The sequence below is a fragment of the Thermodesulfomicrobium sp. WS genome (assembly GCF_027925145.1).
Classification (GTDB): domain Bacteria; phylum Desulfobacterota; class Desulfovibrionia; order Desulfovibrionales; family Desulfomicrobiaceae; genus Thermodesulfomicrobium.
The window spans coordinates 2,139,644-2,161,832 of sequence record NZ_AP027130.1 but is presented as its reverse complement, the minus strand read 5'-3'; the positions used below and the strand labels follow the sequence as shown (position 1 = coordinate 2,161,832).

Genomic DNA, 22,189 nt, shown 5'->3' with positions numbered 1-22,189 from the left:
GTTTTTGCCCGGCCGTGCGCCGGGCTTTTTATGCCTGGGGAGCCTTCGGGATGCGGATGCGGAAGGTGGTCCCTCGGCCGGGTTCGCTTTCTACTTCGAGGTCGCCGTCGAGGTTGCGCACGATGCCGTAGCAGATGGCAAGCCCTAGGCCCGTGCCCTTGCCCACGGGCTTGGTGGTGAAGAAGGGCTCGAAGATGCGCTGGCGGTGTTCCGGCGCAATCCCCTGGCCATTGTCTTCCACTTCGATCACTGCATGCCCCTCTTGGGAAAAGAGCCGGACCACGACGGCGCCGTGGTCATGATCAATGGCGTCCATGGCGTTGTTGAGGAGATTGAGGAGCACCTGCTGGATTTCCGTGGCCGAAGCGCGGACCGGAGGCGTGTCGTGCAGATCGAGGGTAAGGGTCATGCCGCGCTGGTAGACCCGGGCGCGGATGAGGGAGGCGATTTCTTGGATGAGGGGGGCCAACTCCACAGGTTGGGCCGCAGTGTTGGTCTTGCGGGCAAAGCTCAACAGATTGTGGGTGATCTCCCGGCAGCGGCGGCCCTGGGTGGTGATCTCTTGGACGGAATTACGGATCTCTTTGAGGGTCTCGGGGTTGTGGAGGTCGTCCCCCTCGAGAAGGTCCGCAATCCATCCGGCGTTTTCCATCATGATGGCCACGGGATTGTTGATTTCGTGGGCGACCCCGGCGGCGAGTTCGCCAATGGCGGCGAGTTTGCTTTTTTCCACGATTTGCTGCTGCAGGCGCTCCTGGAGGGCGTAGGCGGCGCCGAGGCGGCGTTCCATACGGCCGGCGACCAGGTGGATGACCGTGATGATGGCGATGATGCCCAGGGTGACGGTACTCACGGCAGCGATGCGGGCGAGATACAGCGGCCGCAGGGCGTCGAAGCGTTCCTGCTGGAGGATGAGCAGCCACTGGCCGCCTTTGAGGGGAGCAACGCAGGCCAGGGAGGCGATGCCCTGGGTGTTGTCGCCCTCGAGCACGATGGCTTGGTCAGCGGCAAGATCGCGGAGCACCAGGGCGGTGAGCACATTGGGCGGCAGGGACGAGGCGTCGCCGGCGTCGGTCTGGAAGGCGCCGCGGCGGTTGATGATAAAGGCCTTGCCCGTGCGTCCCAAACGGATCTCCCGCACCCGGGCGTTGAATTTGCCGAAATCGATGGCGGCCCGCAGCAGCCAGGGCCTTTTTTCGGCGTCCCAAAGGCGCACGGTCACGAAGAAATGCGGGCTGCGCCGGGCCCCGAGGGCAACGTCGGAGACGAACGTCTCTTGGTCTTTGGCGAGGGCAAACCACGGTGCGTCGGCGTAGGACGTCCGGTGGAACTGGGGCGGGCCGGCATAGGCCACTTGCCGTCCTTGGGGATCGATGAGCCCCAGGTCGGTGTACATGGGGCCGAAGGCATCGTTGAGGGCGGTCAGACGCGCTTCGAGATAGCGGGTGTCGGCGAGGCGAGACACAGGGACACTGTGGGCCTCGAGGCGGAGCGTGGCAGCGCGCTCCTCCAGGAAGCGGTCGATGATTTGGGCGTGGCGCAAGGCCTGGGTGCGCAGGTGGTCGAGGACGGTCCCCCGGTAGATGATGTCGTAGGCGTAGAAAAGGATGGCGGAGACGAGCAGCAGCGGGGTGATGGCCACCGCTACGGTGACCCGCCGTAAGGTGTGTTCGGCCTCCTGGCCGGGGTTGCGGGGTGCGTCTGCCATGGCCGGGCCTTGTGGCAGAGAAGGCCGCATTCGTCCAGCGATGGCGGCGGATTTCAGGTGCGCAGATGAGGCATCCCGGGCACTAGAGGTACCAGCGCCAGGAGCGGCCCAGGGCGAAGAGCTCCGCGAGCGGGGTGTGGGGGGTGGCGAGCTTGTTGGCCAGGTACACGAAGAGGTAGGCGGTCTGGAGGGCGTCGGCCAGGGCGTCGTGGGCGGGAAAGGTGGGCAGCCCCAGTTCTTCGGCCAGGTCCGCCAGGTGGTAGGAAATGCGCAGGTCGTAGCGGTCGTAGGGAGACGTCAGGCGTTCTTCGCGCCAGATCATGGCCAGGCGCAGGGTGTCCAGGCACGGGTTCTGGGGTTCGACGCCGTATGCCGTGCGGCAGGCGCGGCGCAGAAACTGCATGTCCAGACCGATATGGTGCCCCACCACGAAGGTGCCGTGGAGAAACTGGAGAAACGACGGCAGCATCTCTTCCAAGGCTGGCGCTTCGGCCACGGCTGCGGGGGTGATGCGGTGGATGAGGGTGCTTTTCTTGGGGACACCTTTTTTGGGGCGCACCAAGGCGGAGAAGGTCTTTTCCGCCACGATGGAAAGCCCCTGCACCCGTACCGCGCCCAGGGCCACGATCTCGTCCTGGCGCGGGGAGAGTCCGGTGAGTTCGGTGTCGATGACCGTGAACACGGTTTCCGCTAGGCTCTGGTCTTGGCGCAGATGCCGGCAGGCCTCGTTGTTGGAGATAAGGACCGGGGGAGGGGCAAGTTTGGGTCCCAGAAAGCGGCCGAAAAGTGATCGCAGCATCAGAACCTCAAGTGGAAGGTGTCGCGCAGGACTTCGTGCAGGGCCGAGACCAGGCCGAAGGCCTCGCGCAGGGTGCGTTTTTCCAGGGCCGTGAGGGTGCTCGGATCGATGTAGTTGTGGGGCTGCTGCCCGGCCTCCACCTGTTCGAGCTGGCGTGCCAGACGCAAGTGGAGCAGAAATTCAAAGGCTTCCCGGGCTTCGCTGTGCAGATCCCGGGAGATATGGCCGCCGGCGTGCAGCGCGTCCAAGCGGCCCAGGGTCCCGGTCTCGGGGATACCGTGGTAGAGGGCCATGACCCGGGCGAAGTCGAGAAAGGGCAAGAGTCCCCGGGTTTTGATGTCCAGGGAGTTTTTATGCTGGCCGTCCTTTTCCACCACGAATCCCTTGAAGAAGGTGAGCGGCGGCCGGGCGCGCACGGCCTCGGCTGCCAGGTAGCGCAGGAATACCGTTTGCCCGGCGCAGCTCGTGGTGATGTGGTCGCGAAGCTCTGTGCCCAGGTGCATGCGGCCAAACAGGGGGCGAAAATCGAAGAATATCGAGCTGTGGAGCACTTCCGTGGGCTCCGGGCTCGTGCGCCAGCGGTCCACCCGTTCTTTCCAGTGGCCAAGGCTTCCCCGCCATTGGGGGTTCACGGCCATCATCTGCGCCGGACAGCGGGGGATGCCGCAGCGCAAAAGGTGCCCTTCCATACGGCTGGTGAGGGCCTGAAAATAGACTTCCCCTGCCCGGGCCACAAAGTCTTCGGAGACGTCCGCGCTGATGAGGGCGTTGTCTTGGTCCGTGGAGAAGGTCTGTTCCTGGCGGCCTTCGCTTCCCATGAGGATCCAGACGTAGGGTACTGGGGAAGGGCCGATCTCGGCGGTAAGGAGCTCCAGGAGGCGGATGACGATCTGGTCGTTGAGAATGGCGATCAGCCGCGTGATATGTCCGGCCTTGGCCCCTTCGCGGATGAGGGTGCGCACTACCGCGGGGATGCGGCCGTGGATGGGATAGAGTCCCTCGAAGGTGCCCTGGGAGGCGATGTCCTGAAACAGGGCCAGGGGCGAGCGGCCTTGTACCACGAGGAGGTCGTGGGAGCTGATGACACCGAGGATCTCTCCGTCGCGCTCGACAGCCAGGTGATGGATGGATTCGGCCATCATGGTGGTGAGGGCGTCGAAACAGGTGGCGCTGTGCGGCAGGGTGCGTACCGGCGTGCTCATGATGGTCTCTGCCGGGGCTTGGGAATCCATCCCGAAGGCCAGGGCCTTGCGCAGGTCCGTGTCGGTGATGATGCCGCAGATCCCTCCTGAGGGCTCGCGAAAGAGCAGCGAGCCTGTGCCGTGGCGCAGCATTTCCCGCGCTGCGGTTTGGATGGTGGTGCCGAGCGGCACGGTGACCGGCGGCCGATGGATGAGATCCACGAGCTTTTGGGTGAACAGCGGCAGCGTGGTCTCGCTGCCGCCCACCGCCGGTCGGTGGCGGATATCCTCGAAGGCGCGATCGAGTGCCCCTTGCGCCAGGGTCTTGAGATAGAACTGGGTCAGCTCCGGGTGGCGCGCCATGGTCTCGAGAAAGACCCCGCGCGGGATGGCCACCACAAAGGTGTCTTCCAAGGCCTCGGCGTCCATGGTGGCGTGGGTGCCGTGAAAGAGGCACACCGCCCCAACACTGGCCCCTTCGCTGCGGATATCCACAAGGCGGGTGGCGCCGTTTTCTTCCACAAAGAGCTTGATGGCCCCTTTTTGGATCACCAGAAGATGGGAGATCTCGCTTTTGCCGCGGGTAAAGATGCGGGTGCCTTGGGGAAAGAAGTCCACCGTGGCCTGGCGCGCCAGGTGGACGATGGCCTCAGCGGGCAGGTCGGAGAACGGCAGTGTCTGCCTGAGAAACGTGGTGATGGGGCTTTGGGGATCGCTGGGGCGCATAGGGCTTCCGCGGTGGTCCAGGGGAGGACTCCCCTGGACCTGGTTGCTTGGTTAGTGGTCGATGGCGGCGCCTGCCCCGCGGGGGATGCGCACGTGTTCCACCAGTTCTTGGACAGCCTCAGGCGGCGGCGCAGTCACGAGGGAGACCACCGCGGTGACGGTGAAGTTGAGGAGCATGCCGATCACGCCCACGCCTTCGGGGACCAGACCAAAGAGCCATGGCTGCATTCCCAGGAACTTCACCTGGATGATGTAGAGCAAAGTCAGCCCGATTCCGCAGCTCATGCCAGCGATGGCCCCTTCGCGGGTGGCGCGCTTCCAGAACACGCCCAGCACGATGATGGGGAAAAAGCTCGACGCCGCCAGACCGAAGGCCAAAGACACCACCTGGGCCACGAAGCCCGGCGGATTGATGCCGAAGTATCCGGCCACGAGCACCGCCAGGCCGATCATCACCCGACCGAGGGTCAGGCGGTTCTTCTCCGACGCCTTGGGGTTGATGACGCGGTAGTAGAGGTCATGGGAGATGGCCGAGGCAATGACCAAGAGCAGGCCCGAGGCCGTGGACAGGGCTGCGGCCAGGCCGCCGGCGGCCACCAGGGCGATCACCCAGGCGGGCAGGTTGGCGATTTCCGGATTGGCGAGCACCATGATGTCATTGTCGACGAAAAGTTCGTTGGCCCCGTCGGCAGGTTTGTTGGCCAGCAGCCGCTGCCCTTGAGGGCCGGTTTGGCCGGTGAACTGCGGCTTGCCCGCAATGGCCAAGCCCTTGGTGTACTGGATGATGCCATCGTTGTTTTTATCCACCCAGGCGATGAGGCCGGTACGTTCCCAGTTTTTGAACCAGCTGGGGGCCTGGGCGTAGGAGACGCCGTTGACGGACCGGATCATGTTGTAGCGGGCAAAGGCACCCACGGCCGGGGCAGCGGTGTAGAGGATGGCGATGAAGAGGATGGCGTAGAAGGCCGACAGACGGGCCGCCCGCACCGTAGGCACGGTGTAGAAGCGGATGATGACATGGGGCAGCCCCGCGGTGCCCACCATGAGGCAGGTGGTCACCGCCACCATGTTGAGCAGCGCCAGACCTGATGAAGCCTTGGTGTACGGCCCAAATCCCAGGTCCGTGGTGATGGCGTCCAGGGTTTGGAGAAAATACATGCCTGCGTCCGGGCCTTGGGCGATGCGGTCGCCAAAGCCCAGTTGCGGCAGGGGATTGCCGGTGATCTTCATGGAGATGGCCACCGCCGGCACCAGGAAGGCGATGATGAGCACCAGGTACTGGGCCACCTGCGTCCAGGTGATGCCTTTCATGCCGCCCAGGGAGGCATAGAAGAACACGATGACCATACCGATGACCACGCCGGTATTCACATCCACCTCGAGGAAGCGGGAGAACACGATGCCCACCCCGCGCATCTGCCCGGCCACGTAGGTAAGGGACACGAAGATGGCGCACACCAGGGCGACGATGCGGGCCGTGGTCGAGTAGTATCGGTCCCCCACGAAATCCGGCACGGTGAATTTGCCGAACTTGCGCAAGTATGGGGCGAGCAGCAGGGCGAGGAGCACGTAGCCGCCGGTCCAGCCCATGAGGTACGTGGCGCCGCTAAAGCCCATGAACGAGATCATGCCCGCCATGGAGATGAAGGAGGCGGCGCTCATCCAATCGGCCGCAGTGGCCAGGCCGTTGGCCAAAGGTGGTACGCCGCCGCCGGCCACATAGAAGCCTTTGGTGTCGCGCACGCGGGATGCCCAGGCAATGCCCAAATACAGGGCAAAGGACGCCCCCACCATGATATAGGTCCAGGTCATGATGGACATGGTGCTTGCTCCTTATTCGTGCACATCGAATTGTTTATCCACTCGTTCCATGATGAGAAAATACGCCAAAATGAGGAGGATGAAGACGTAAATGGCGCCTTGCTGGGCAAACCAAAAGCCAAGGGGAAATCCTCCGAGATGGATGGCGTTGAGCGCATCTGCACCCAGCATCCCACATCCATAGGCGACGAAAGCCCAAACGGTCAGAAGAACGGCCATGATGCGTTTGTTGACGTTCCAGTACGCGTGACGAGTGTTCATGGAAAACCTCCTGAAGGCCTGGGGGAAGCGGCGGCGGGATTGCCACCAAACCCCGGACACGGCTTTGGTGTAGCAAAATGTCCCAGGCGTGCATCCCCTTTTTGGTGAATGACCGGCCGCAGCGGCAGGCGGCTCGGCAGAAGGCAGCGGCGCACCGGCGTTCACCGGTTGTCGGATGAAGATCGCCGTTTGCCGGGAGGAGGGTCGCGGTGGGCGGGCGTTGGCGCAGTGGGGTGCGGGTGGTCAGGTGAGGGGATGGATGCAGGAATCCGGCTGGCAGCCTTGGTAACACCAGCGATTGCGGCCGCTCTGTTTGGCCGCGTAGAGGGCCTGATCTGCGGCGCACACCAAGTCCGAGGGGTGGCAGCCTGGGGCGGGGATGACGGAAGCGGCGCCGAGGCTGATGGTGACGTGATCCGTGGTGGGGGATGCCGCGTGGTCGATGGCCAGATGCTCCACGGCCTGGCGCAAGGCCTCGGCCACGTGGCAGGTGCCGGCGTGGTCCGTGGCCGGCAGGATGGCGGCGAATTCTTCCCCGCCGTAGCGGGCCACGAAGTCCGAAGGTCGCTTGAGCACCGCGGACAGACAGCCAGCCACGCGCTTGAGGCAGCGGTCGCCGTGGAGATGTCCGTAGTGGTCGTTGAAGCGTTTGAAGTGATCCACATCGATCATGATGAGCCCAAGCGGGCTTCCTTCCCGCAGCATGCGCTGCCATTCGGAACGCAGGGTGTCATCGAAGTGGCGGCGGTTGGGGATGCCGGTGAGGCCATCGAGCAGGGAGAGGGTGTGGAGGATGCGGTTTTTTTCTTCCAGCTCGAAGCGCAGCCGTTCCAATTCCGCCACCTTGGCGTCCAGCCGGGCGTTGACGTCCTCCAATTGCTTGCGCTGTCGGTAGAGGTCTTCGAAGATGCGCACCTTGCTTTGGAGTACCACCGGGTCCACGGGCTTGGGCAGGTAGTCCACGGCACCGGCAGCGTAGCCCTGGAAGATATGGGTGCGTTCGGTGTGATTGGCGGTAACGAAGATAATGGGGATATTCCGGGTGCGACGGTTGCGGCGCATGAGGGTCGCGGTCTCGAAGCCGTCCATCTCCGGCATCTGCACATCGAGGAGCACCAGCGCTACCTCGTGGCTCAAGAGGAGCCCTAAGGCCTCCTGGCCCGAGTGGGCGAGAAGCAGAGTGCGGTTTGGGTCGTCTTCGAGCAATTGCTGCATGGCGAAGAGATTCTCCGGCCGGTCATCCACGATGAGGATAGTGACAGGGATCATGGGAGCACCAAGGTGTTGAGGGTGGTTGCGATGCCGTCCAAGTCAAACACCTGGTGTTTAGGGCACAGGGCGAGGGCGGCCTCGGGCATGGCTCGGGCTTTGGCCGTGGCCGGATCCTGTACCAGGGTGATCCCCCCCAGACGGTGGATGCGCCAAAGCCCCTGGGCGCCGTCATCATTGGCGCCAGTAAGGAGCACCCCCGCCAGATGGGGACAGAAGGCGTCGGCCGCGGTGGTGAAAAGGACGTCGATAGAGGGCCGAGCAAAGCGTACCCGTTCATCTAAGCACAGGGAAAGATGTCCCTCGGGCTCCACCTGCAGATGGTAGTCGGGTGGGGCCAGATATATGGTGCCAGGGGCGGGCAGGGTTTTGTCTTCTGCCTCCATTACGGGAAGGGGGCTGTGGTCGCGGAAGGTCTCCACCAGGGTGGATCCGGCGCTGGGGGCGATGTGTTGCACAATGAGGATGGGCGGGCCAAAATCCGGACGCAGCTGCGCCAGGATGTGACGGATGGCGGTCAGTCCTCCGGCCGAGGCGCCCAAAACGACAGCGTGCACCGCGCTCATGGGGATTCCTCCAGGGGCTGGTGCCGGCGTTTCCGATAGATGCGTTCGCGTTCCACCACTGCTTCGAAGATCGGGGCGTGCTTGCTGAAGCGCAGGGTCTCCTTGGACCCCAGGCAGAGGAATCCGCCTGGGCACAAGCTCTCCGCAAAGAGCCCGAGGACGCGGTTTTGGAGCTGGGCGTCGAAGTAGATGAGCACGTTGCGGCAGACGACGAGGTGCATTTCCCCAAAGACGCCGTCCGTGGCCAGGTTGTGTTCCGAGAAGACCATGCGGTCGCGCAAGAAGGCGGCCATCTCCGCATGGTTGCCGCGCACGGTGTAGTATTCGGCGAAGGAGTTGCTCCCGCCTGTGGCCTGGTAGTTGGCGGTGTATTTTTTGATGGCGGAAAGGGGGTAGCGGCCCTCCTGGGCCAGGGCCACCAGACGGGGATTGAAGTCGGTGACAAAGAGGGTGCTGCGCTCCAGAAGTTCGGCTTCATGGAGCAGGATGGCCATGGAGTAGGCCTCTTGACCGGCGGCGCAGCCGGCGTGCCAGATGCGGATGGACGGGTAGGTTTCGAGGATGGGCAGGACCTCGGCGCGCAGGGCCTGATAGAAGCTCGGGTCGCGGAACATCTCCGAGACGTTGATGGAGAGGTCCTGAAGGATCACCGGCAAGAGCTCGGGGTTGTGCAGGATCTCGTGCTGGAGATGAGAAATGGAGGCAAAGCCCGAGAGCGCGAGGCGCTGCTCCACGCGCCGTTTGAGGTGGGCAAGGGAGTAGTTGCGAAAATCATAGCCGTAAGCCTGGTAGATGGCCTCGAGCAGCAGGCGCAGTTCGATGATTTCAGGTTGGGGCAGGTGCGTGCCGTGGGTCATTGCGAGAGCCATACCTTGAGAAGGGAGACGAGTTTTTCCGTATCCACAGGTTTCGCCAGGTAATCGCTGGCCCCGGCCTCGATGCACTTGGCGCGGTCGCCTTTCATGGCCTTGGCCGTGAGGGCGATGATGGGGAGGTCTCGGAAGCGTTTTTGCGCCCGAATGGCGGCCATGGCCTCAAACCCGTTCATTACCGGCATCATGATGTCCATGAGCACCAAATCCACTTCCTGGGCGTGTTCTTCCAGCCGTGCTAGCCCTTCCTGTCCGTCCCGAGCCACGAGCACGGTGAGTCCTTTGTCCTCCAGCACACTGGAGAGGGCAAAGACGTTGCGCATGTCGTCGTCCACCAAGAGCACGGTCTTGCCGGCAAAAACCGAGTCCACCTCCCCTTCTGGAGTCGGGGGAGATGCCGGGGGGGTGCGGTGCAGATAGAGGGCGGTTTCTTCCAGCAGGCGTTCGGGCGAGCGCACCCCCTTGACGATGATGCTCTCGGCGTGCCGGGAAAGCAGCGTCTCTTCGTCCGCGGAGAGGTCCCGGCCGGTGTAGACGATGATGGGGGTGTGGGAGAGGCTCTCGTCGGCGCGGATGCGGCGCAACAGATCGAAGCCGCTGGCGTCCGGCAGGCCCAAATCGAGGATCAGGCAATGCACCGGGGTGCGGCGCAGGATGTCCAGGGCCTCGGCGCTGGTGCCGCAGGTGCTGATCTCCACGTCCGGCAGGGTGGCGATGAGGCTGGCAAGCGACTCGCGCTGGAGGCGGTCGTCGTCCACGATGAGGACCCGCCGCCGAGGGCTGGTGAGATAGGCGCGGACTTCCTGCAGCACCGCGTCGATGGCCGCGGCATCCGGGTCTTCCGGGGCAACGGTGTAGGCGCCCAGGCGCAGCGCCTCCATGCCGCGCTCGGCGGTGGTGAGAAAGATCAGGGGAATGGCCCGGGTGCCGACATCGGCCTTGAGCCGCTCCAGGGTCTTCCAGCTGGAGGGGAGGCTTCCTGCCAGTACGATGGCTTGCGGGCGGTGGTAGTCGGCAAAGTGCAGCCCGGTCTCGGCGTCGTGGGCAAGGAGGGTGGCGAAGCCTTGGGTCCGGGCGCGGTCGCGGATACGCCGCGCGCGCTCCAGATGGTCGTCGATAATGAGCATGATGGTGTCGCCGGGCTGGAGACTGCGGCGGTCGTCCTGGACGAAATCTTGGGGCTCGGGGCAGACGGGGTCTGCAGCGGGCATTGGCGGCGCCAGCGTGGTTGCGGCCTCTGTGTTGGGATCTGGGGTGGCCGTGGTTCCTGGATCGGCGCTGGCCGCTGCCGCCGTGGCCTGGTGCGGCAGTGGATTTGCAGATGCGGCTGGGGCCGGTTTTTCCAGAAGAAAGAGGGTGAAGGTCGTGCCCTTGCCGGGCTCGCTCTCCAGGGTGATGTCGCCGCCAAGCAGCCGAGCCAGCTCCCGGGAGATGGACAGCCCCAGGCCCGTGCCGCCGTATTTGCGGGTGGTGGAGCCGTCGGCCTGGCGGAAGGGTTCGAAAACGGTGGCGTGCTTGTCTTTGGGGATGCCGATGCCGGTGTCCTGCACCGCCATGGCCAAAAGCCTTTGGGCGCCAAGGTGCTCCGGGACTTGGTCGGGAGCGGGACGGAAGAGCCGCAGGCTCACCGTGCCCTTGTCCGTGAACTTGAAGGCATTGGAGAGGAGGTTGCGCAGGATCTGCTGGAGCCGCAGGCCATCGGTGAGGATGGTGTCCGGCAGGTCGTCCTCGCGCTCCACCACGAAGCGCACGTGCTTGTCCTCGGCGATGCTGGTGAAAAGCCGCAGGAGGTCCGCCACCAAGGCATCGAGGGCGAGCGGCTCTTCGTGGACCTCGATTTTGCCGGCCTCCACCTTGGAAAGGTCGAGGATGTCGTTGATGAGCCGCAAGAGGTCCGATCCCGAGGCGTGGATGGCTTGGGCGGATTCCTGCTGGCGTGCAGTGAGGTTGCCGTCTTTGTTGGCGGCCAAGAGCTGGGAGAGGATGAGGATGGAGTTGAGCGGGGTGCGCAGCTCGTGGCTCATGTTGGCCAGGAATTCGGATTTGTAGCGGTTGGCCTGTTCCAGTTCTTCGGCTTTTTGCCGTAGCTGCTCCTGGGCGCGCAGCAGATCGATGTTCTTTTTGCGCATGGCGATCTTCTGCTCTTCCAGGGCGTTGGTGCGCTCTTCCAGCTTGGCGTTGGCCGCGCGCAGTTCTTCTTGCTGGGCCTCCAGTTTGGTCTGGGATTCCTTGAGGGCGCGGGCCTGTTCTTCCAGCTCTTCGTTGGTGACTTGTAATTCTTCGTGCTGGGCCTGGAGTTCGGCTTCGGATTCCTTGAGGGCGCGGGCCTGGGCCTCCAACTCTTGATTGGCCTGGCGCAGCTGCTCTTGCTGCTCTTGGGCGGTACGCAGCAGCCCGTCGATGGTCTGCCGGGACAGGGCCGCATGGAGCAGCACGGCAAGGTTTTGGCCTGCCTGGGTGAGGAAGTCGCGCATGAGATGGGTGATGGGAGCCTCCATGCCGAAAAGCAGCGCGCCCACGGTGCGGCCCTCGAACACCAAGGGCAGGGCCGCCAGATGGGAGGGGATGGCTTCATGGACGCCGGAGGAAAAGGTTGGGGCCTGTGCTGGGTCTTTGAGGCAGTGGAAGGTCAAGAGCTCCCGTTCTTGGACCGCCTGGCCCACGAGCCCGTGCCCGGGTTCCACCCGGTGGAAGGTCCCGGTGCGGTCCACGAAGGCGCGGCTTGCCCGAAGCGACAGGGCGCCGTTTTCTTCGGCGAGATACGCAAGGCCCAACGACGCCTCCGTATGGCGGGAGAGGAAGTCCAGGGCGCGGCGCAGGATTTCTTCCGGCGTGTGTTCGCCGCGCAGGGCGTTGTCGAGCCCGCTGATGCCCCGGCGCCGCCAATCCTGTTCACGCAGGTCTTGGGCCATGCGGTTGAGGGCATGGGCCAGATCTCCCATCTCGTCGTGCTGGGAAACCTCCCAACGGGCGGTGTAATTGCCGGAGGAAATGGCTTGGGCGAAGCGCACCCCGGCCTCCAGGGGGGCGCTGAGTCGCCGGGCCAGGACGTGGACGCCCGGGGTGATGGCGAGGATGAAGAAGACTGCGGCGCCCATCATGGCCAGGGTGAACCAGACAATGGGCTGAAAGACCTCGACCTTGTCGATCTTGGAGATCAAAAACCAGCGCACTCCGAGGATGTCTATGGGCCGGAAGGCCACGAACACGGTGGTGCCGCTACTGTCGATGTATTCGCCAAAACCGCTCTCCTGATGCGTGGCCTGCCCCCAGTACGCCGGCGGCCGGTCGAGCGTCACGCCCGGGCGGTAGCGACCCATGCCCATGGTGCGCATGGAGGAGCGGAATTCATAGCGGTTGCCATCGGCAAGGAAGCGGATGGCATAAGTCTCGCCGGTTTTGCCGAGCCCCTGGCGGGAGGCCAAAGGCTGGTCGACGAAATCTGGGCCCAGCAGGGCAAGGAGGACGCCCAGGCGCCCGCCTTCGGCGTCAAAGACCGGCAGGGCGAGGAAGGCCAGGGGGAAGCCCCAACCGAGAGGGTCTGCGGAGAAATCCACGAATACCGGCTGGTTCTGTTCTTTGGCGCTGCTCCAGGCAATGCTCATGGCTGAGGCTGCCAGCCGGCCGAAAGTCAGGTCGTGGCCGTCCAGTTCCTTGAGGGAACTGGCGCGCACGACGCCTTTTTGGGTGATCAGGGTGATGGCCATGAGGTTGAGGGAGCGCGCCGTGCCCTTGAGCGTGTCTTCGATATGCAGATCGGTGCTGGTGAAGGCGGCGCGTACATGCGGGGCCTCGGCAAGGGGGGTGAGCACGGCTTGGAGGGTGTTGAAGGCCGCAGTGAGTTTGTCGGCCTGCATGTCTTGAAGGGCGGAAAGCTCTCGCTCGGTTTGTTGGGTGAGGGTGCGGATGGCAAAGTACCCTCCCACGCTGCCCACCACCACCAAGGGCACGATGGCGGTAAAGAGAAAGAGCAGGAGCAGCTTGGGGCGCATGCGAATATCATCGAGCAGGGCAAAGACCATGAGCGCTTCTCCAATACCAAAGAATATAGGCGGGTTTTGCCTATGCGATTTTCCATGCGCTTACAACACCCTTCTCGCGGACAGGCCTTTTGCAGACCAAGGACGCCTTGCGCCTGGCGTTGAAAGACGTCTTCCAACGCCTTTCTCGCGGAGAGGTCTTTTGGGAGAAATTTGGACTATTGTGGTTCTGGTTCAGGATGGTGCTTTGAAAAGCCACATCTGGCGCATTGTACGCCTCAAGCCTACAAGTGCGCAGGCTCCACCGTGCCATGGGTGGGGGATGGATGCGCCGGAGTGCGCTCGCCGCGCAGGTCTTCCTCCATGCGGGCGCGCACGGCGTCGGCGTTGGGCTCGGTGCTGAGGAGAAAGAGGAGTTTGGTGAGGGCTGCTTCCACGGTCATGTCCCCGCCGCTCACCACGCCGGCCCGGGCCAGCGCGGAACCGGTGGCGTAGCCCTCTTGGTCGACTCCGCCGCGCAGGCATTGGGTGCAGTTCACCACCACGACGCCGCGTCGGCTGGCCCGTTCTAAGGTGCCAAGCAGCGCCGTGTCGTCGCTGGGACCATTGCCCATGCCATAGGTCTCGAGGATGAGCCCCTGCAGCGGGGAGCGCAGCACGTTGGCGAGGAAGGCGGCGCTGATGCCCGGAAAGAGGCGCACCACGCCCACCTGGGTATGAGGATTGAGGCTGTGGACGCGAAGCGGGGCTTGCGGCATGGGCCGCAGCCTGTCGGCGAAGAGGGTCAGGCGCACCCCGAGGGTACCGAGGTCGGGATAGTTTGGCGAGTCGAAGGCCATGAATCCCGAGGCATCCACCTTGGTGGCGCGGCAGCCGCGCAGGATGCGGTGTCCGAAGACCAGGACCACCTCCGGCAGGTGCGGCTGGGCGGCGAGGAGCAGGGCCGCGAGGAGGTTGTCCGGGGCGTCGCTGCGCAGCTCTCCCATGGGGAGTTGGGAGCCGGTGAGCACCACGGGATGGTGCAGGTTCTCCAAAAGAAAGGCCAGGGCCGAGGCCGTATACGCCATGGTGTCCGTGCCGTGGAGCACCACCACCCCGGCGCCGTCTTCGTGGGCGGCGGCGATGTCCTGGGCGAGGGTCTGCCAATGCTCGGGCCGCATGGTGGCCGAGTCCATGAGCGGGGTGTACTCGTGGAGGGTAAAGGGCGGCAGCTCCGGGTGCTGGAAGCGGGGATCCTGGGCGAGGAGTTCCTCCAGGTATCCCGGCCGGGGGGCAAAGCCGTGGGGCGTGGGGGCCATGGCGATGGTACCGCCGGTGGCGAGGATGCGCACCGGTCTCATGCGTTCCACCGGCGCAGGGACGATTGGAGGAAGTCGAGCACCTGAGCGTGCTGGTCTTTGCCGTTGCCGGTGATGGCAAGGGGAGCGCCGCAGGCGAAGCGCACCGGGATTTGCGGCCGGATCGGACCGAAATCTTTGAGGATGCGTCCAGTACCCCAGGCGCGGGTATCCACCGCTATGGGGAGCACCGGCACCTGGGCCCGCTTGGCGAGCTTGACGCCGATGGAGTTGAAGCTTGCGGGATCGATGTCCGGCCGCCGGGTGGTCTGGGGAAAGACCACTACGGAAAATCCCTGGGCGAGGCGCTCGGTCCCTTGGGTGAGGACGATCTCCAGGTCTTCCCGTGGGTTTTGGCGGCGCACGGCCACGGGATGGGTGTTTCCGACCACGTGCCGGAACACCGGGTAGCGCAGGAGGCTTTCCTTGAGCACGAAGCAGATGGGGCGGTGGGCGCCCAGGATGGCCGGCAAGGCAAAGGTCTCCAGGGTGGACATGTGGTTGGCCACCACCACGCAGGGCCCGGAGAGGTTGGTGAAGTGGTGCAGGCCTTCCACATGGAAGGTGAGCCCTGTGGCCTCGGCGGCACGGATGAAGCGTACACTGTCGTCCACCCACATGGCGTGGGTGTAGCCGCGCCGGGTGCTCGCGGCAGCGCGCACCACCACCCCGAGTACCCGGGCGTAGAAGGCCAGGGAGGGAAACCAGCGGGAGATGGGACCCACGCGCCGGGGCAGGGAATCATAGGTGTCGGAGATGGGGACCGTGAACATGATGACCTCCGCCCCGGCTTGTAGCCGGCTGGGTGGCGCTGTCAAATGACGGCACGCATCTTGGCGAGGGTTTGGGTGAGGCAGGCGAGCTCGGCTTCCGTGAGGTCTGCGGTGAGTTCCTGGGTGAGGCGCAGGTGGTGGCCGTGGTGTTCTTGGTAGAGCCGTTCTCCTTCCGGGGTGAGGGCCACGAGCAAGGAGCGCCGGTCGGTGCCGTGGGGTTGGCGGGTCACCAGCCCGAGGCGCTCCAATTTATCCACGGTGACGGTCATGGTGCCGGTGGTGACCCCCAGGCGTTCGGCCAGGTCCTTCATGCGCAAGGGGGCGTGGTGCCCGAGGATCTCCAGGGTGTGCATCTGCGGCAGCGAAAGGCCGCTGTCCCGTGCCACTTCCTGCTCCCAGGAGGAGAGGCGCTCGTAGAACTCCACCAGAAGGTGCGAGAGGGCTTCGAGATCCACGGGACTAGTGGTCATGGTCTTTTTCCCCTGGGCAGGGCAGGTTGTGGACTTCCACACGCACAAAGGCCACTTCGGGCACGGCGCGCACGATGTCCGTGTAGGTCTCCGGCGGCGCCGCCGTGGGCGCGGCCAGACAGACCGAAGCAGCCATCTCTTGCGGCCCCACGTACCACAAGGCAAGGTCGCGGATGGAGGCCCCTGTGGATTCCAGTCGTTGGCGTACGGTGGCGCTGACGTGTTCCGGGGCGCGCATGTCGAGCAGTATCGCCGCGGTGTCCCGGGTGAGCGCGATGGCCCACTTGCCGACCACCACCGCACCCACCACGCCCATGATCGGGTCCAGACGGGTGAGCCCCCAGAATTTTCCGCCTGCCAAGGCCGCGATGGCCAGCACCGAGGTAAGGGCGTCGGCAAGCACGTGGAGGTAGGCGGCCCTCAGGTTCTGGTCCGTGTCATGGGAGGCATGCTCCCGATCGCGGAGCAGCCAGGCGCTGGCGATGTTGACCACAAGCCCGAGCACGGCCACGACCATGGCCTCGGTGAAGGCGATGCTGGTGGGGGCCACCAGCCGGTGGGCGGACTCGACGATCATGAACACGGAGACGAGCCCCAGACCCAGGGCGGAGACAAACCCCGCCAAGGCGTTGATCTTGCCGGGCCCGAAGACGAAACGCCGGTCCCCGCGATGGGTGCGCATGTAGACGTAGGCAAACCAGGCGACCCCCATGGCGCCAGCGTGGCCAGCCATGTGCCAGCCGTCGGCCATGAGGGCCATGGAGCCAAAGAGCCATCCCGCAAGGATTTCCGTGGCCATGGTGACCAGGGTGATGAGACATACCCACCGGGTGCCGCGCTCGGCTTCGTGATGGTGGTGGCAGGTGCAGGAAGACATGCAGCGCTCCTTTGTTTGAGTTTCAAATAGTTTTGATAGCCAACTAAGTTGTGGTGTTTTGATTGTCAAACAAAAAAATCGCCTGCTGGGCCCTTCCCTCCCTGGGCGGCGGCGGCTAGGAAGCTGGCGCAGTTTTCAGGAGGAACCTGGTATGCGTACCCCCAGTGGTGTGTTTTATTATCCGGTGCCGGGCAACAAGCGCATCCGCATGTATGTGCGCGAGCGCGACGGGGTGGTGGAGTTTCGGCTCTACAATCCCGATTATCCCGAGATTTGGGAACGGCACGGGTGGTTGGATATGGATTTGGTGCAGCGCGGGGCGCAGCTCTTCCGCAAAGAGCGCTCCAAGGACCTGGACCCCACCCGCCTGTACGACCTCAAGGTGGCCAAGGCCCTCTTGGAAGAGGAGCGCCGCCGCACTGGCGACCGGAGTTGACCCATGCGCGGTGTGGTCCAAGTGGCGGGGGTGCGTTCCGTGGCCGAGGCGCGTATGCTGGTGGGCCTTGGCGTGGACCAGGTGGGCATCCCCTTGCGTTTGGCCTACCACCAGCCGGACGTGACCGAAGCCCAGGCCGTGTCCATCGCCGAGGCCTTGGGGCGCGACCGGGCCGTGCTCATCACCTATGCCGCCAACCCGCACGAGATCATCGAGCTCTGTCAGCGGCTGCCCGTGGGCTGGGTGCAGCTCCATGGGGAGGTCACGCCCCAGACCATCGCCGCCGTGCGTCAGGCCGTGGCGGTGCGGGTCATCAAGAGCTATGTGGTGGGCTTTGCCGTGGAGGGGATTTCCGCCTTTGTGGAGCGCTTTGCCCCGGTGTGTGACGCATTTTTGACCGACACCTTCGACCCGCGTACCGGCGCCATGGGCGCCACGGGCCGCACCCATGACTGGCAGGTGAGCCGCGCCTTGGTGGAGGCGTCGCCGCTCCCGGTGATCGTGGCCGGCGGTCTGTCTCCGGTGAATGTGGCCGCGGCCATTGCCCTGGTGCGTCCGGCGGGGGTGGACGCCCACACCGCCCTGGAGGATGAGGAAGGGGACAAAGACCCCTGCCTGGTGCGGGCCTTCGTGCGGGAGGCCAAGGCCGCCTTTGCCCGCCTGGAGGAGGCGTGAGCGGATATTTGGTCCCTGCCGGGGTGTACCGGACCGAAGAAGTCATCCGGCGCAGCCGCTTCATCGTCACCGTGGCGCATGCGGAGAGCGTCTCCCAGGCGCAGGCGCAGATCGCCGCGGTGCGGGAGGAGTTTGCCGATGCCACCCACAATTGCTGGGCCTGGCAGTTGGGCCCGCCTGGAGACACCGCCCAGGTACGGGCCTCGGACGACGGCGAGCCGGCGGGCACGGCGGGCCGGCCCATGCTCGGGGTGTTGGTGGCCTCCGCGGTGGGGGAAGTGGTGGCGGTGGTGACTCGGTATTTTGGGGGCATCAAGCTGGGCGCGGGCGGCTTGGTGCGCGCCTACTCCGGGGTGCTCGCCCGGGCCATGGGGAGTCTTCCCACGGTGGAAAAGGTCCGCTGGCAGCGGTTGGTGCTCACCGTGGATTATCCGCAGATCTCCGCCTTCTACCGCGCCTTGCCCGGGTGGGGTGCCCGATTGGTGGCGGAGGATTGCGGCCTGCGGGCGCGTTTGACCATCGCAGTCCCAGAGGGCATGGCGCCGACCGTTGCCGCCTGGGTGCAGGAGGTTTCCGCAGGTGCGGGAGAAGTGCGGATCGCAGATGAGGAGGAATGATGGCCTCGTTTGAGCTCAAGGGGCGTATGGTGCCGTGCACGGTGCTGCGTCCTTTTGTGGGAGATCTTCGCCGCCTTGCCGCAGACGTGCAGGCACAGGTGGCGCGCAGTCCGGAATTTTTTCGGCGTCTTCCAGTGCTGCTCGATGTGGCGGCCCTTGGGGAAGAGCGGGAACGGTTGGACTTGCCGGGGTTGGTGGCTGCGCTGCGCAAGGCGGGCTTGGTGCCCGTGGGGGTCTTGGGCGGGGACGTGGCCTTGGCCGAGCAGCTGGACCTGGCGGTGGTGACCGACCATCGGCCGGAGAAGGCCGCGGCCAGCGACGCCGCGCCGCAGGTTTCGGCCATGGTGGTGGACCGGCCGGTGCGCTCGGGCCAGCAGATTTACGCCAAGGGCCGGGATCTCATCGTGCTCGGCTCCGTGGCCCCCGGGGCCGAGGTCATTGCTGATGGCCATGTGCATGTGTATGGTCCGTTGCGGGGCCGGGCCATGGCCGGGGCGCTGGGCGATACGTCGGCGCGGATTTTTTGTCGGGAACTGGAGGCCGAGCTGGTGGCCGTGGCGGGACTCTACCGGGTGAGCGAAGACCTGCCCGAGGCGGTCATCGGCCGGAGTGTGCAGATCCGCTTGAGTGGCCAGCAATTGGATTTTCAGGTGCTGTAATCTCCCACGGCGGGCGGGAGCGCAAGGAGGAAGGACGTGGCACATATTATTGTCGTCACTTCAGGCAAAGGCGGGGTGGGCAAGACCACCACGAGCGCGTCTCTGGCCACGGGCTTGGCCCTGCGGGGGTTTTCCGTGGCAGTGCTCGATTTCGACGTGGGGTTGCGCAACCTGGATTTGATCATGGGCTGTGAGCGCCGGGTGGTTTACGACTTCGTGAACGTCATTCAGGGAGATGCCACCCTCAATCAGGCCCTGATTCGAGATAAACGCGTTGACAAGTTGTATATCTTGGCGGCTTCCCAGACCAAGGACAAGGACGCCCTCACCCCGGAAGGGGTGGAGCGGGTACTTACCGAGCTTTCGGATCGGGTGGATTACATTATCTGTGACTCTCCGGCAGGCATCGAGCATGGAGCCATGATGGCCATGTATTTCGCCGATGAAGCCATTGTGGTGACCAACCCGGAAGTCTCTTCGGTGCGGGATTCGGATCGGGTGCTGGGGCTGTTGCAGAGCAAGACGCGCAAGGCCCGGGAAGGAGGCAGCGTGCGCGAGCACCTGCTCTTGACCCGATATGACCCCATCCGCGTGGAGCGGGGCGAGATGCTCAGCGTGGAGGACGTGCAAGAGATTTTGGCCATTCCCCTTTTGGGGGTGATCCCGGAATCCAAGTCCGTGCTCCAGGCCTCCAACTCCGGAGAGCCGGTGATCCTGGATGCAGGCAGCGACGCTGGTCAGGCCTACGCAGACGCGGTGGCGCGGCTCTTGGGCGAGGAGCGGGAGCATCGCTTCCTCAAGCCGGTGAAGAAAAGCCTCTTCTCGCGCCTGTTTGGAGGCTGATATGGGGATTTTCAGCTATTTTCGGTCCAAAAAGACCAGCGCCCAGGTCGCCAAGAACCGGCTCCAGATCATCGTCGCCCATGAGCGGGCGGAGAACTCGGGGTATGATTTTCTGCCGCAGTTGCGGCGGGAGCTCTTGTGCGTGGTGCAAAAATACGTGCCCGTGGAGCTCGATCATATTCGTGTGGATGTCTCCAAAGAGGGCAATTGCGAGATCCTGGAATTCAACGTCACCCTCCCGGAGCGGCGGTAATGTTTCGGCGGTATCGGCGTGGAGGGGTGGAGCGTGAAAAATAAGGATTATGGCGTCGTGATCCTTGCCGCCGGCAAGGGCACCCGCATGCACAGCGATCTTCCCAAAGTGCTCCACACGCTTTTGGAAAAGCCCCTTTTGGGCTATCTCTTGGATGCGACGTCCTCTGTTACGCATCGATGGATCGTTGTGGGGCACGGGCATCACCTCGTTGAGGCTGCATTTCCCGAACAGGTATCGTCCATGGTGCTCCAAGCGGAGCAATTGGGCACCGGACACGCCGTGCGCGAGGCCTGGCCGCGCGTGGTGGCAAGCGGCGTGGAATACGTGTGTGTGCTGAGTGGAGACACCCCCTTGGTCCAGGCGGACTGTTTGGACGCTCTGGTGGCGTCGTGCCGCAGCGCAGGGGCTGCGGTGGGATTTGTGAGTGTGATGCTGGACGACCCCACGGGGTATGGCCGGGTGGTGCGGGACCCTTCCGGTGCGGTCCAGGCTGTGGTGGAAGACAAGGACTTGGCGCGCTTGGGCGTGGACGCGGGCATCCGGGAAGTCAACGCCGGGGTCTACGCCCTGCGGGTGCAGGATGTGGGGCCGCTTTTGGAGCGGCTTGATACCGCCAATGCCCAGGCCGAGTACTATCTGCCGCAGGTCATCCCCTTGGCCCGGGAGTCGGGGTTGCGGGTGGCGGCAGTGCCGGCGGAGACGGCTGAGGACTTTTGGGGCGTCAATTCCCCGGCCCAATTGGTGGCCCTCGAAGAGGTGGTGCGGCGGCGCGTGGTCGATATGTGGCGCCGCCGTGCCGTGATTGTGCGTATGCCTCAGAGTGTGCGCATCGGCCCGGATGTGGAGCTGAGTCCGGGAGTGGAGCTTACGGGACCGGTGGAGATTTACGGTAAAAGCCAGATTATGGCAGGCTCTCGGGTGGAGTCCCATGTGTGGATGCGCGACTGCCGCCTGGAGGGCGCTACGGTGCGCGCTTTTTCCCACCTGGAAGGCGCGGTGCTGGGACCGGGCTGCGTGGTCGGGCCCTTTGCCCGCCTGCGTCCTGGCACGGTGCTGGAGGCCGGCGCCCGGGTGGGCAATTTCGTGGAAACCAAGAAGGCGCACCTGGGCCCTGGGGTCAAGGCCGGGCATTTGAGTTATCTCGGCGATGCCGTCATTGGGGCGCAGACCAATATCGGGGCAGGGACCATCACCTGCAATTATGATGGGGTGCGCAAGCATACGACCCACATCGAGCCCCACGCCTTCATCGGCAGCAACACGGCCCTGGTGGCGCCGGTGACGGTAGGCGAAGGCGCGGTGGTGGGCGCGGGCTCGGTGGTGACCAAGGACGTGCCCCAGGGCATGCTGTGCGTGGCGCGCGCCAGGCAGGTGCACCTGCCCTGGCGGCGCAAGGAGAAGGACCATGCTGGAGAATCTTGAGCTTCTGGCGGCAAGGGTGGATGGCCTCGTGGCGCGCTTGCAGCAATTGGAGGCGGAAAATGCCCAGCTGCGCGGGGAGTTGGCTGCCGCAGAGGAGCTTCGCGAGGCTGCACGTAAACAGGTCGAAAACATCTTGAACAAATTGCGCGATGTTGTTAGCCAGTAAGCGATGCCTGGGTACACGGTGACGGTATTGGGTCGGGAGCTTTCGTTTCAGGCGGAGGTGACCGAAGACCGCTTGCAGCGAGTAATCGAGCTGGTGGAACGTCGCTATGCACAGTTGGAGCCCCAAGGCAGGAGCATTGGAAAGGAACGGCTACTCATCTATGTGGCGTTGAGTTTAGCCGATGAATGTTTGCAGAACGCGGATGAGATGGAGCGCATTGATCGCCGAGTACTTCAACTCATCCAGTCAATAGATACCGCAATGCATCAAACCCTGGGGAGTGCGTGATCGATAACGCGTTTTTGAGCCAATAACGCAGAACTAGGGTAGCTCCGTGGCCTGGTGTGCATGCATCCCTCGAGGATGAAGCCTAAAAGGTCACCGCCAACCCCCTCTTGACGAAAGAGGTTCAAAAGAGTTCTCGACACGGCTCTCCGGGGTCCTTCCAACGGCCTGCCTGTTGTCTTCCCCTCCG

At 64.3% G+C, this 22,189-nt stretch carries 21 protein-coding genes and 1 other RNA gene; 9 read left to right on the top strand and 13 right to left on the bottom strand.

The features are described from left to right. Positions 1–28: 28 nt before the first annotated feature. The 13 genes from QMF81_RS10370 to QMF81_RS10310 all read right to left on the bottom strand — a co-directional run bounded on the left by QMF81_RS10370 (position 29) and on the right by QMF81_RS10310 (position 16,640). Positions 29–1,708, bottom strand: coding sequence for a sensor histidine kinase (locus tag QMF81_RS10370; RefSeq protein WP_281750729.1), 1,680 nt, complete (start codon positions 1,706–1,708; stop codon positions 29–31). 82 nt (positions 1,709–1,790) lie between these two features. Further along, positions 1,791–2,507 (bottom strand): 3'-5' exonuclease, encoded by a 717-nt coding sequence (locus tag QMF81_RS10365; protein WP_281750728.1) that lies wholly within the window; start codon positions 2,505–2,507, stop codon positions 1,791–1,793. Next, a complete protein-coding gene (locus tag QMF81_RS10360) occupies positions 2,507–4,414 on the bottom strand; it encodes a putative nucleotidyltransferase substrate binding domain-containing protein (protein WP_281750727.1) in 1,908 nt (635 codons plus the stop codon). The genes QMF81_RS10365 and QMF81_RS10360 overlap by 1 nt, the downstream gene beginning before the upstream one ends. A gap of 51 nt (positions 4,415–4,465) precedes the next feature. Then, positions 4,466–6,235: a sodium:solute symporter family protein gene (locus QMF81_RS10355; protein WP_281750726.1), complete on the bottom strand. Its 1,770-nt coding sequence runs from the start codon at positions 6,233–6,235 to the stop codon at positions 4,466–4,468. 12 nt (positions 6,236–6,247) lie between these two features. Beyond that, entirely contained in the window at positions 6,248–6,496 is a 249-nt protein-coding gene (locus tag QMF81_RS10350; protein WP_281750725.1) for a DUF4212 domain-containing protein, read from the bottom strand. Between the two features lie 243 nt (positions 6,497–6,739). Further along, positions 6,740–7,765 carry a diguanylate cyclase gene (locus tag QMF81_RS10345; RefSeq protein WP_281750724.1) on the bottom strand — a complete coding sequence of 342 codons (1,026 nt, stop codon included), beginning with the start codon at positions 7,763–7,765 and terminating at the stop codon, positions 6,740–6,742. Next, on the bottom strand, positions 7,762–8,331 hold the full coding sequence (locus QMF81_RS10340) for a chemotaxis protein CheB (RefSeq protein WP_281750723.1): 570 nt from the start codon (positions 8,329–8,331) through the stop codon (positions 7,762–7,764). Before QMF81_RS10340 ends, QMF81_RS10345 begins: the two co-directional genes overlap by 4 nt. Continuing rightward, positions 8,328–9,200, bottom strand: coding sequence for a protein-glutamate O-methyltransferase CheR (locus QMF81_RS10335; protein ID WP_281750722.1), 873 nt, complete (start codon positions 9,198–9,200; stop codon positions 8,328–8,330). The genes QMF81_RS10340 and QMF81_RS10335 overlap by 4 nt, the downstream gene beginning before the upstream one ends. Next, on the bottom strand, positions 9,185–13,225 hold the full coding sequence (locus QMF81_RS10330) for a response regulator (protein ID WP_281750721.1): 4,041 nt from the start codon (positions 13,223–13,225) through the stop codon (positions 9,185–9,187). The genes QMF81_RS10335 and QMF81_RS10330 overlap by 16 nt, the downstream gene beginning before the upstream one ends. 242 nt (positions 13,226–13,467) lie before the next feature. Further along, a complete protein-coding gene (ansA, locus tag QMF81_RS10325) occupies positions 13,468–14,523 on the bottom strand; it encodes an asparaginase (RefSeq protein WP_281750720.1) in 1,056 nt (351 codons plus the stop codon). Continuing rightward, complete coding sequence (locus tag QMF81_RS10320; protein ID WP_281750719.1) at positions 14,520–15,293, bottom strand: lysophospholipid acyltransferase family protein; 774 nt, start codon at positions 15,291–15,293, stop codon at positions 14,520–14,522. The genes ansA and QMF81_RS10320 overlap by 4 nt, the downstream gene beginning before the upstream one ends. A 41-nt stretch (positions 15,294–15,334) precedes the next feature. Beyond that, on the bottom strand, positions 15,335–15,763 hold the full coding sequence (locus tag QMF81_RS10315; protein ID WP_281750718.1) for a MarR family transcriptional regulator: 429 nt from the start codon (positions 15,761–15,763) through the stop codon (positions 15,335–15,337). Beyond that, positions 15,753–16,640 (bottom strand): cation diffusion facilitator family transporter, encoded by an 888-nt coding sequence (locus QMF81_RS10310; RefSeq protein WP_281750717.1) that lies wholly within the window; start codon positions 16,638–16,640, stop codon positions 15,753–15,755. Before QMF81_RS10310 ends, QMF81_RS10315 begins: the two co-directional genes overlap by 11 nt. A 151-nt stretch (positions 16,641–16,791) precedes the next feature. Here QMF81_RS10310 and QMF81_RS10305 point away from each other — a divergent pair, with 151 nt between their 5' ends. From QMF81_RS10305 to ssrS, 9 genes are all read left to right on the top strand, one after another. Further along, complete coding sequence (locus tag QMF81_RS10305) at positions 16,792–17,076, top strand: hypothetical protein (protein WP_281750716.1); 285 nt, start codon at positions 16,792–16,794, stop codon at positions 17,074–17,076. 3 nt (positions 17,077–17,079) lie between these two features. Further along, positions 17,080–17,751 carry a phosphoribosylanthranilate isomerase gene (locus QMF81_RS10300; protein WP_281750715.1) on the top strand — a complete coding sequence of 224 codons (672 nt, stop codon included), beginning with the start codon at positions 17,080–17,082 and terminating at the stop codon, positions 17,749–17,751. After that, positions 17,748–18,368, top strand: coding sequence for a YigZ family protein (locus QMF81_RS10295; protein ID WP_281750714.1), 621 nt, complete (start codon positions 17,748–17,750; stop codon positions 18,366–18,368). The genes QMF81_RS10300 and QMF81_RS10295 overlap by 4 nt, the downstream gene beginning before the upstream one ends. Further along, entirely contained in the window at positions 18,365–19,027 is a 663-nt protein-coding gene (gene minC, locus QMF81_RS10290) for a septum site-determining protein MinC (RefSeq protein WP_281750713.1), read from the top strand. The genes QMF81_RS10295 and minC overlap by 4 nt, the downstream gene beginning before the upstream one ends. Before the next feature lie 36 nt (positions 19,028–19,063). Continuing rightward, positions 19,064–19,870, top strand: coding sequence for a septum site-determining protein MinD (gene minD / locus QMF81_RS10285; RefSeq protein ID WP_281750712.1), 807 nt, complete (start codon positions 19,064–19,066; stop codon positions 19,868–19,870). 1 nt (position 19,871) lies between these two features. Beyond that, positions 19,872–20,123 carry a cell division topological specificity factor MinE gene (gene minE, locus QMF81_RS10280; RefSeq protein WP_281750711.1) on the top strand — a complete coding sequence of 84 codons (252 nt, stop codon included), beginning with the start codon at positions 19,872–19,874 and terminating at the stop codon, positions 20,121–20,123. 33 nt (positions 20,124–20,156) lie between these two features. Beyond that, complete coding sequence (gene glmU / locus QMF81_RS10275; protein WP_281750710.1) at positions 20,157–21,548, top strand: bifunctional UDP-N-acetylglucosamine diphosphorylase/glucosamine-1-phosphate N-acetyltransferase GlmU; 1,392 nt, start codon at positions 20,157–20,159, stop codon at positions 21,546–21,548. After that, the gene (locus QMF81_RS10270; RefSeq protein ID WP_281750709.1) at positions 21,532–21,714 is read left to right on the top strand and encodes a hypothetical protein; all 183 of its coding nucleotides are present in this window, start codon (positions 21,532–21,534) and stop codon (positions 21,712–21,714) included. The genes glmU and QMF81_RS10270 overlap by 17 nt, the downstream gene beginning before the upstream one ends. 267 nt (positions 21,715–21,981) lie before the next feature. Continuing rightward, a non-coding RNA gene (ssrS, locus tag QMF81_RS10265) (6S RNA) lies at positions 21,982–22,159 on the top strand. The last annotated feature ends 30 nt before the right edge of the window (positions 22,160–22,189 follow it).

Bases quoted from the DNA above. Each gene is read 5' to 3' on its own strand.
- QMF81_RS10370 (WP_281750729.1), bottom strand. From the start codon at position 1,708: ATGGCAGACGCACCCCGCAACCCCGGCCAGGAGGCCGAACACACCTTA.
- QMF81_RS10365 (WP_281750728.1), bottom strand. From the start codon at position 2,507: ATGCTGCGATCACTTTTCGGCCGCTTTCTGGGACCCAAACTTGCCCCT.
- QMF81_RS10360 (WP_281750727.1), bottom strand. From the start codon at position 4,414: ATGCGCCCCAGCGATCCCCAAAGCCCCATCACCACGTTTCTCAGGCAG.
- QMF81_RS10355 (WP_281750726.1), bottom strand. From the start codon at position 6,235: ATGTCCATCATGACCTGGACCTATATCATGGTGGGGGCGTCCTTTGCC.
- QMF81_RS10350 (WP_281750725.1), bottom strand. From the start codon at position 6,496: ATGAACACTCGTCACGCGTACTGGAACGTCAACAAACGCATCATGGCC.
- QMF81_RS10345 (WP_281750724.1), bottom strand. From the start codon at position 7,765: ATGATCCCTGTCACTATCCTCATCGTGGATGACCGGCCGGAGAATCTC.
- QMF81_RS10340 (WP_281750723.1), bottom strand. From the start codon at position 8,331: ATGAGCGCGGTGCACGCTGTCGTTTTGGGCGCCTCGGCCGGAGGACTG.
- QMF81_RS10335 (WP_281750722.1), bottom strand. From the start codon at position 9,200: ATGGCTCTCGCAATGACCCACGGCACGCACCTGCCCCAACCTGAAATC.
- QMF81_RS10330 (WP_281750721.1), bottom strand. From the start codon at position 13,225: ATGGTCTTTGCCCTGCTCGATGATATTCGCATGCGCCCCAAGCTGCTC.
- ansA (WP_281750720.1), bottom strand. From the start codon at position 14,523: ATGAGACCGGTGCGCATCCTCGCCACCGGCGGTACCATCGCCATGGCC.
- QMF81_RS10320 (WP_281750719.1), bottom strand. From the start codon at position 15,293: ATGTTCACGGTCCCCATCTCCGACACCTATGATTCCCTGCCCCGGCGC.
- QMF81_RS10315 (WP_281750718.1), bottom strand. From the start codon at position 15,763: ATGACCACTAGTCCCGTGGATCTCGAAGCCCTCTCGCACCTTCTGGTG.
- QMF81_RS10310 (WP_281750717.1), bottom strand. From the start codon at position 16,640: ATGTCTTCCTGCACCTGCCACCACCATCACGAAGCCGAGCGCGGCACC.
- QMF81_RS10305 (WP_281750716.1), top strand. From the start codon at position 16,792: ATGCGTACCCCCAGTGGTGTGTTTTATTATCCGGTGCCGGGCAACAAG.
- QMF81_RS10300 (WP_281750715.1), top strand. From the start codon at position 17,080: ATGCGCGGTGTGGTCCAAGTGGCGGGGGTGCGTTCCGTGGCCGAGGCG.
- minC (WP_281750713.1), top strand. From the start codon at position 18,365: ATGATGGCCTCGTTTGAGCTCAAGGGGCGTATGGTGCCGTGCACGGTG.
- minE (WP_281750711.1), top strand. From the start codon at position 19,872: ATGGGGATTTTCAGCTATTTTCGGTCCAAAAAGACCAGCGCCCAGGTC.
- QMF81_RS10270 (WP_281750709.1), top strand. From the start codon at position 21,532: ATGCTGGAGAATCTTGAGCTTCTGGCGGCAAGGGTGGATGGCCTCGTG.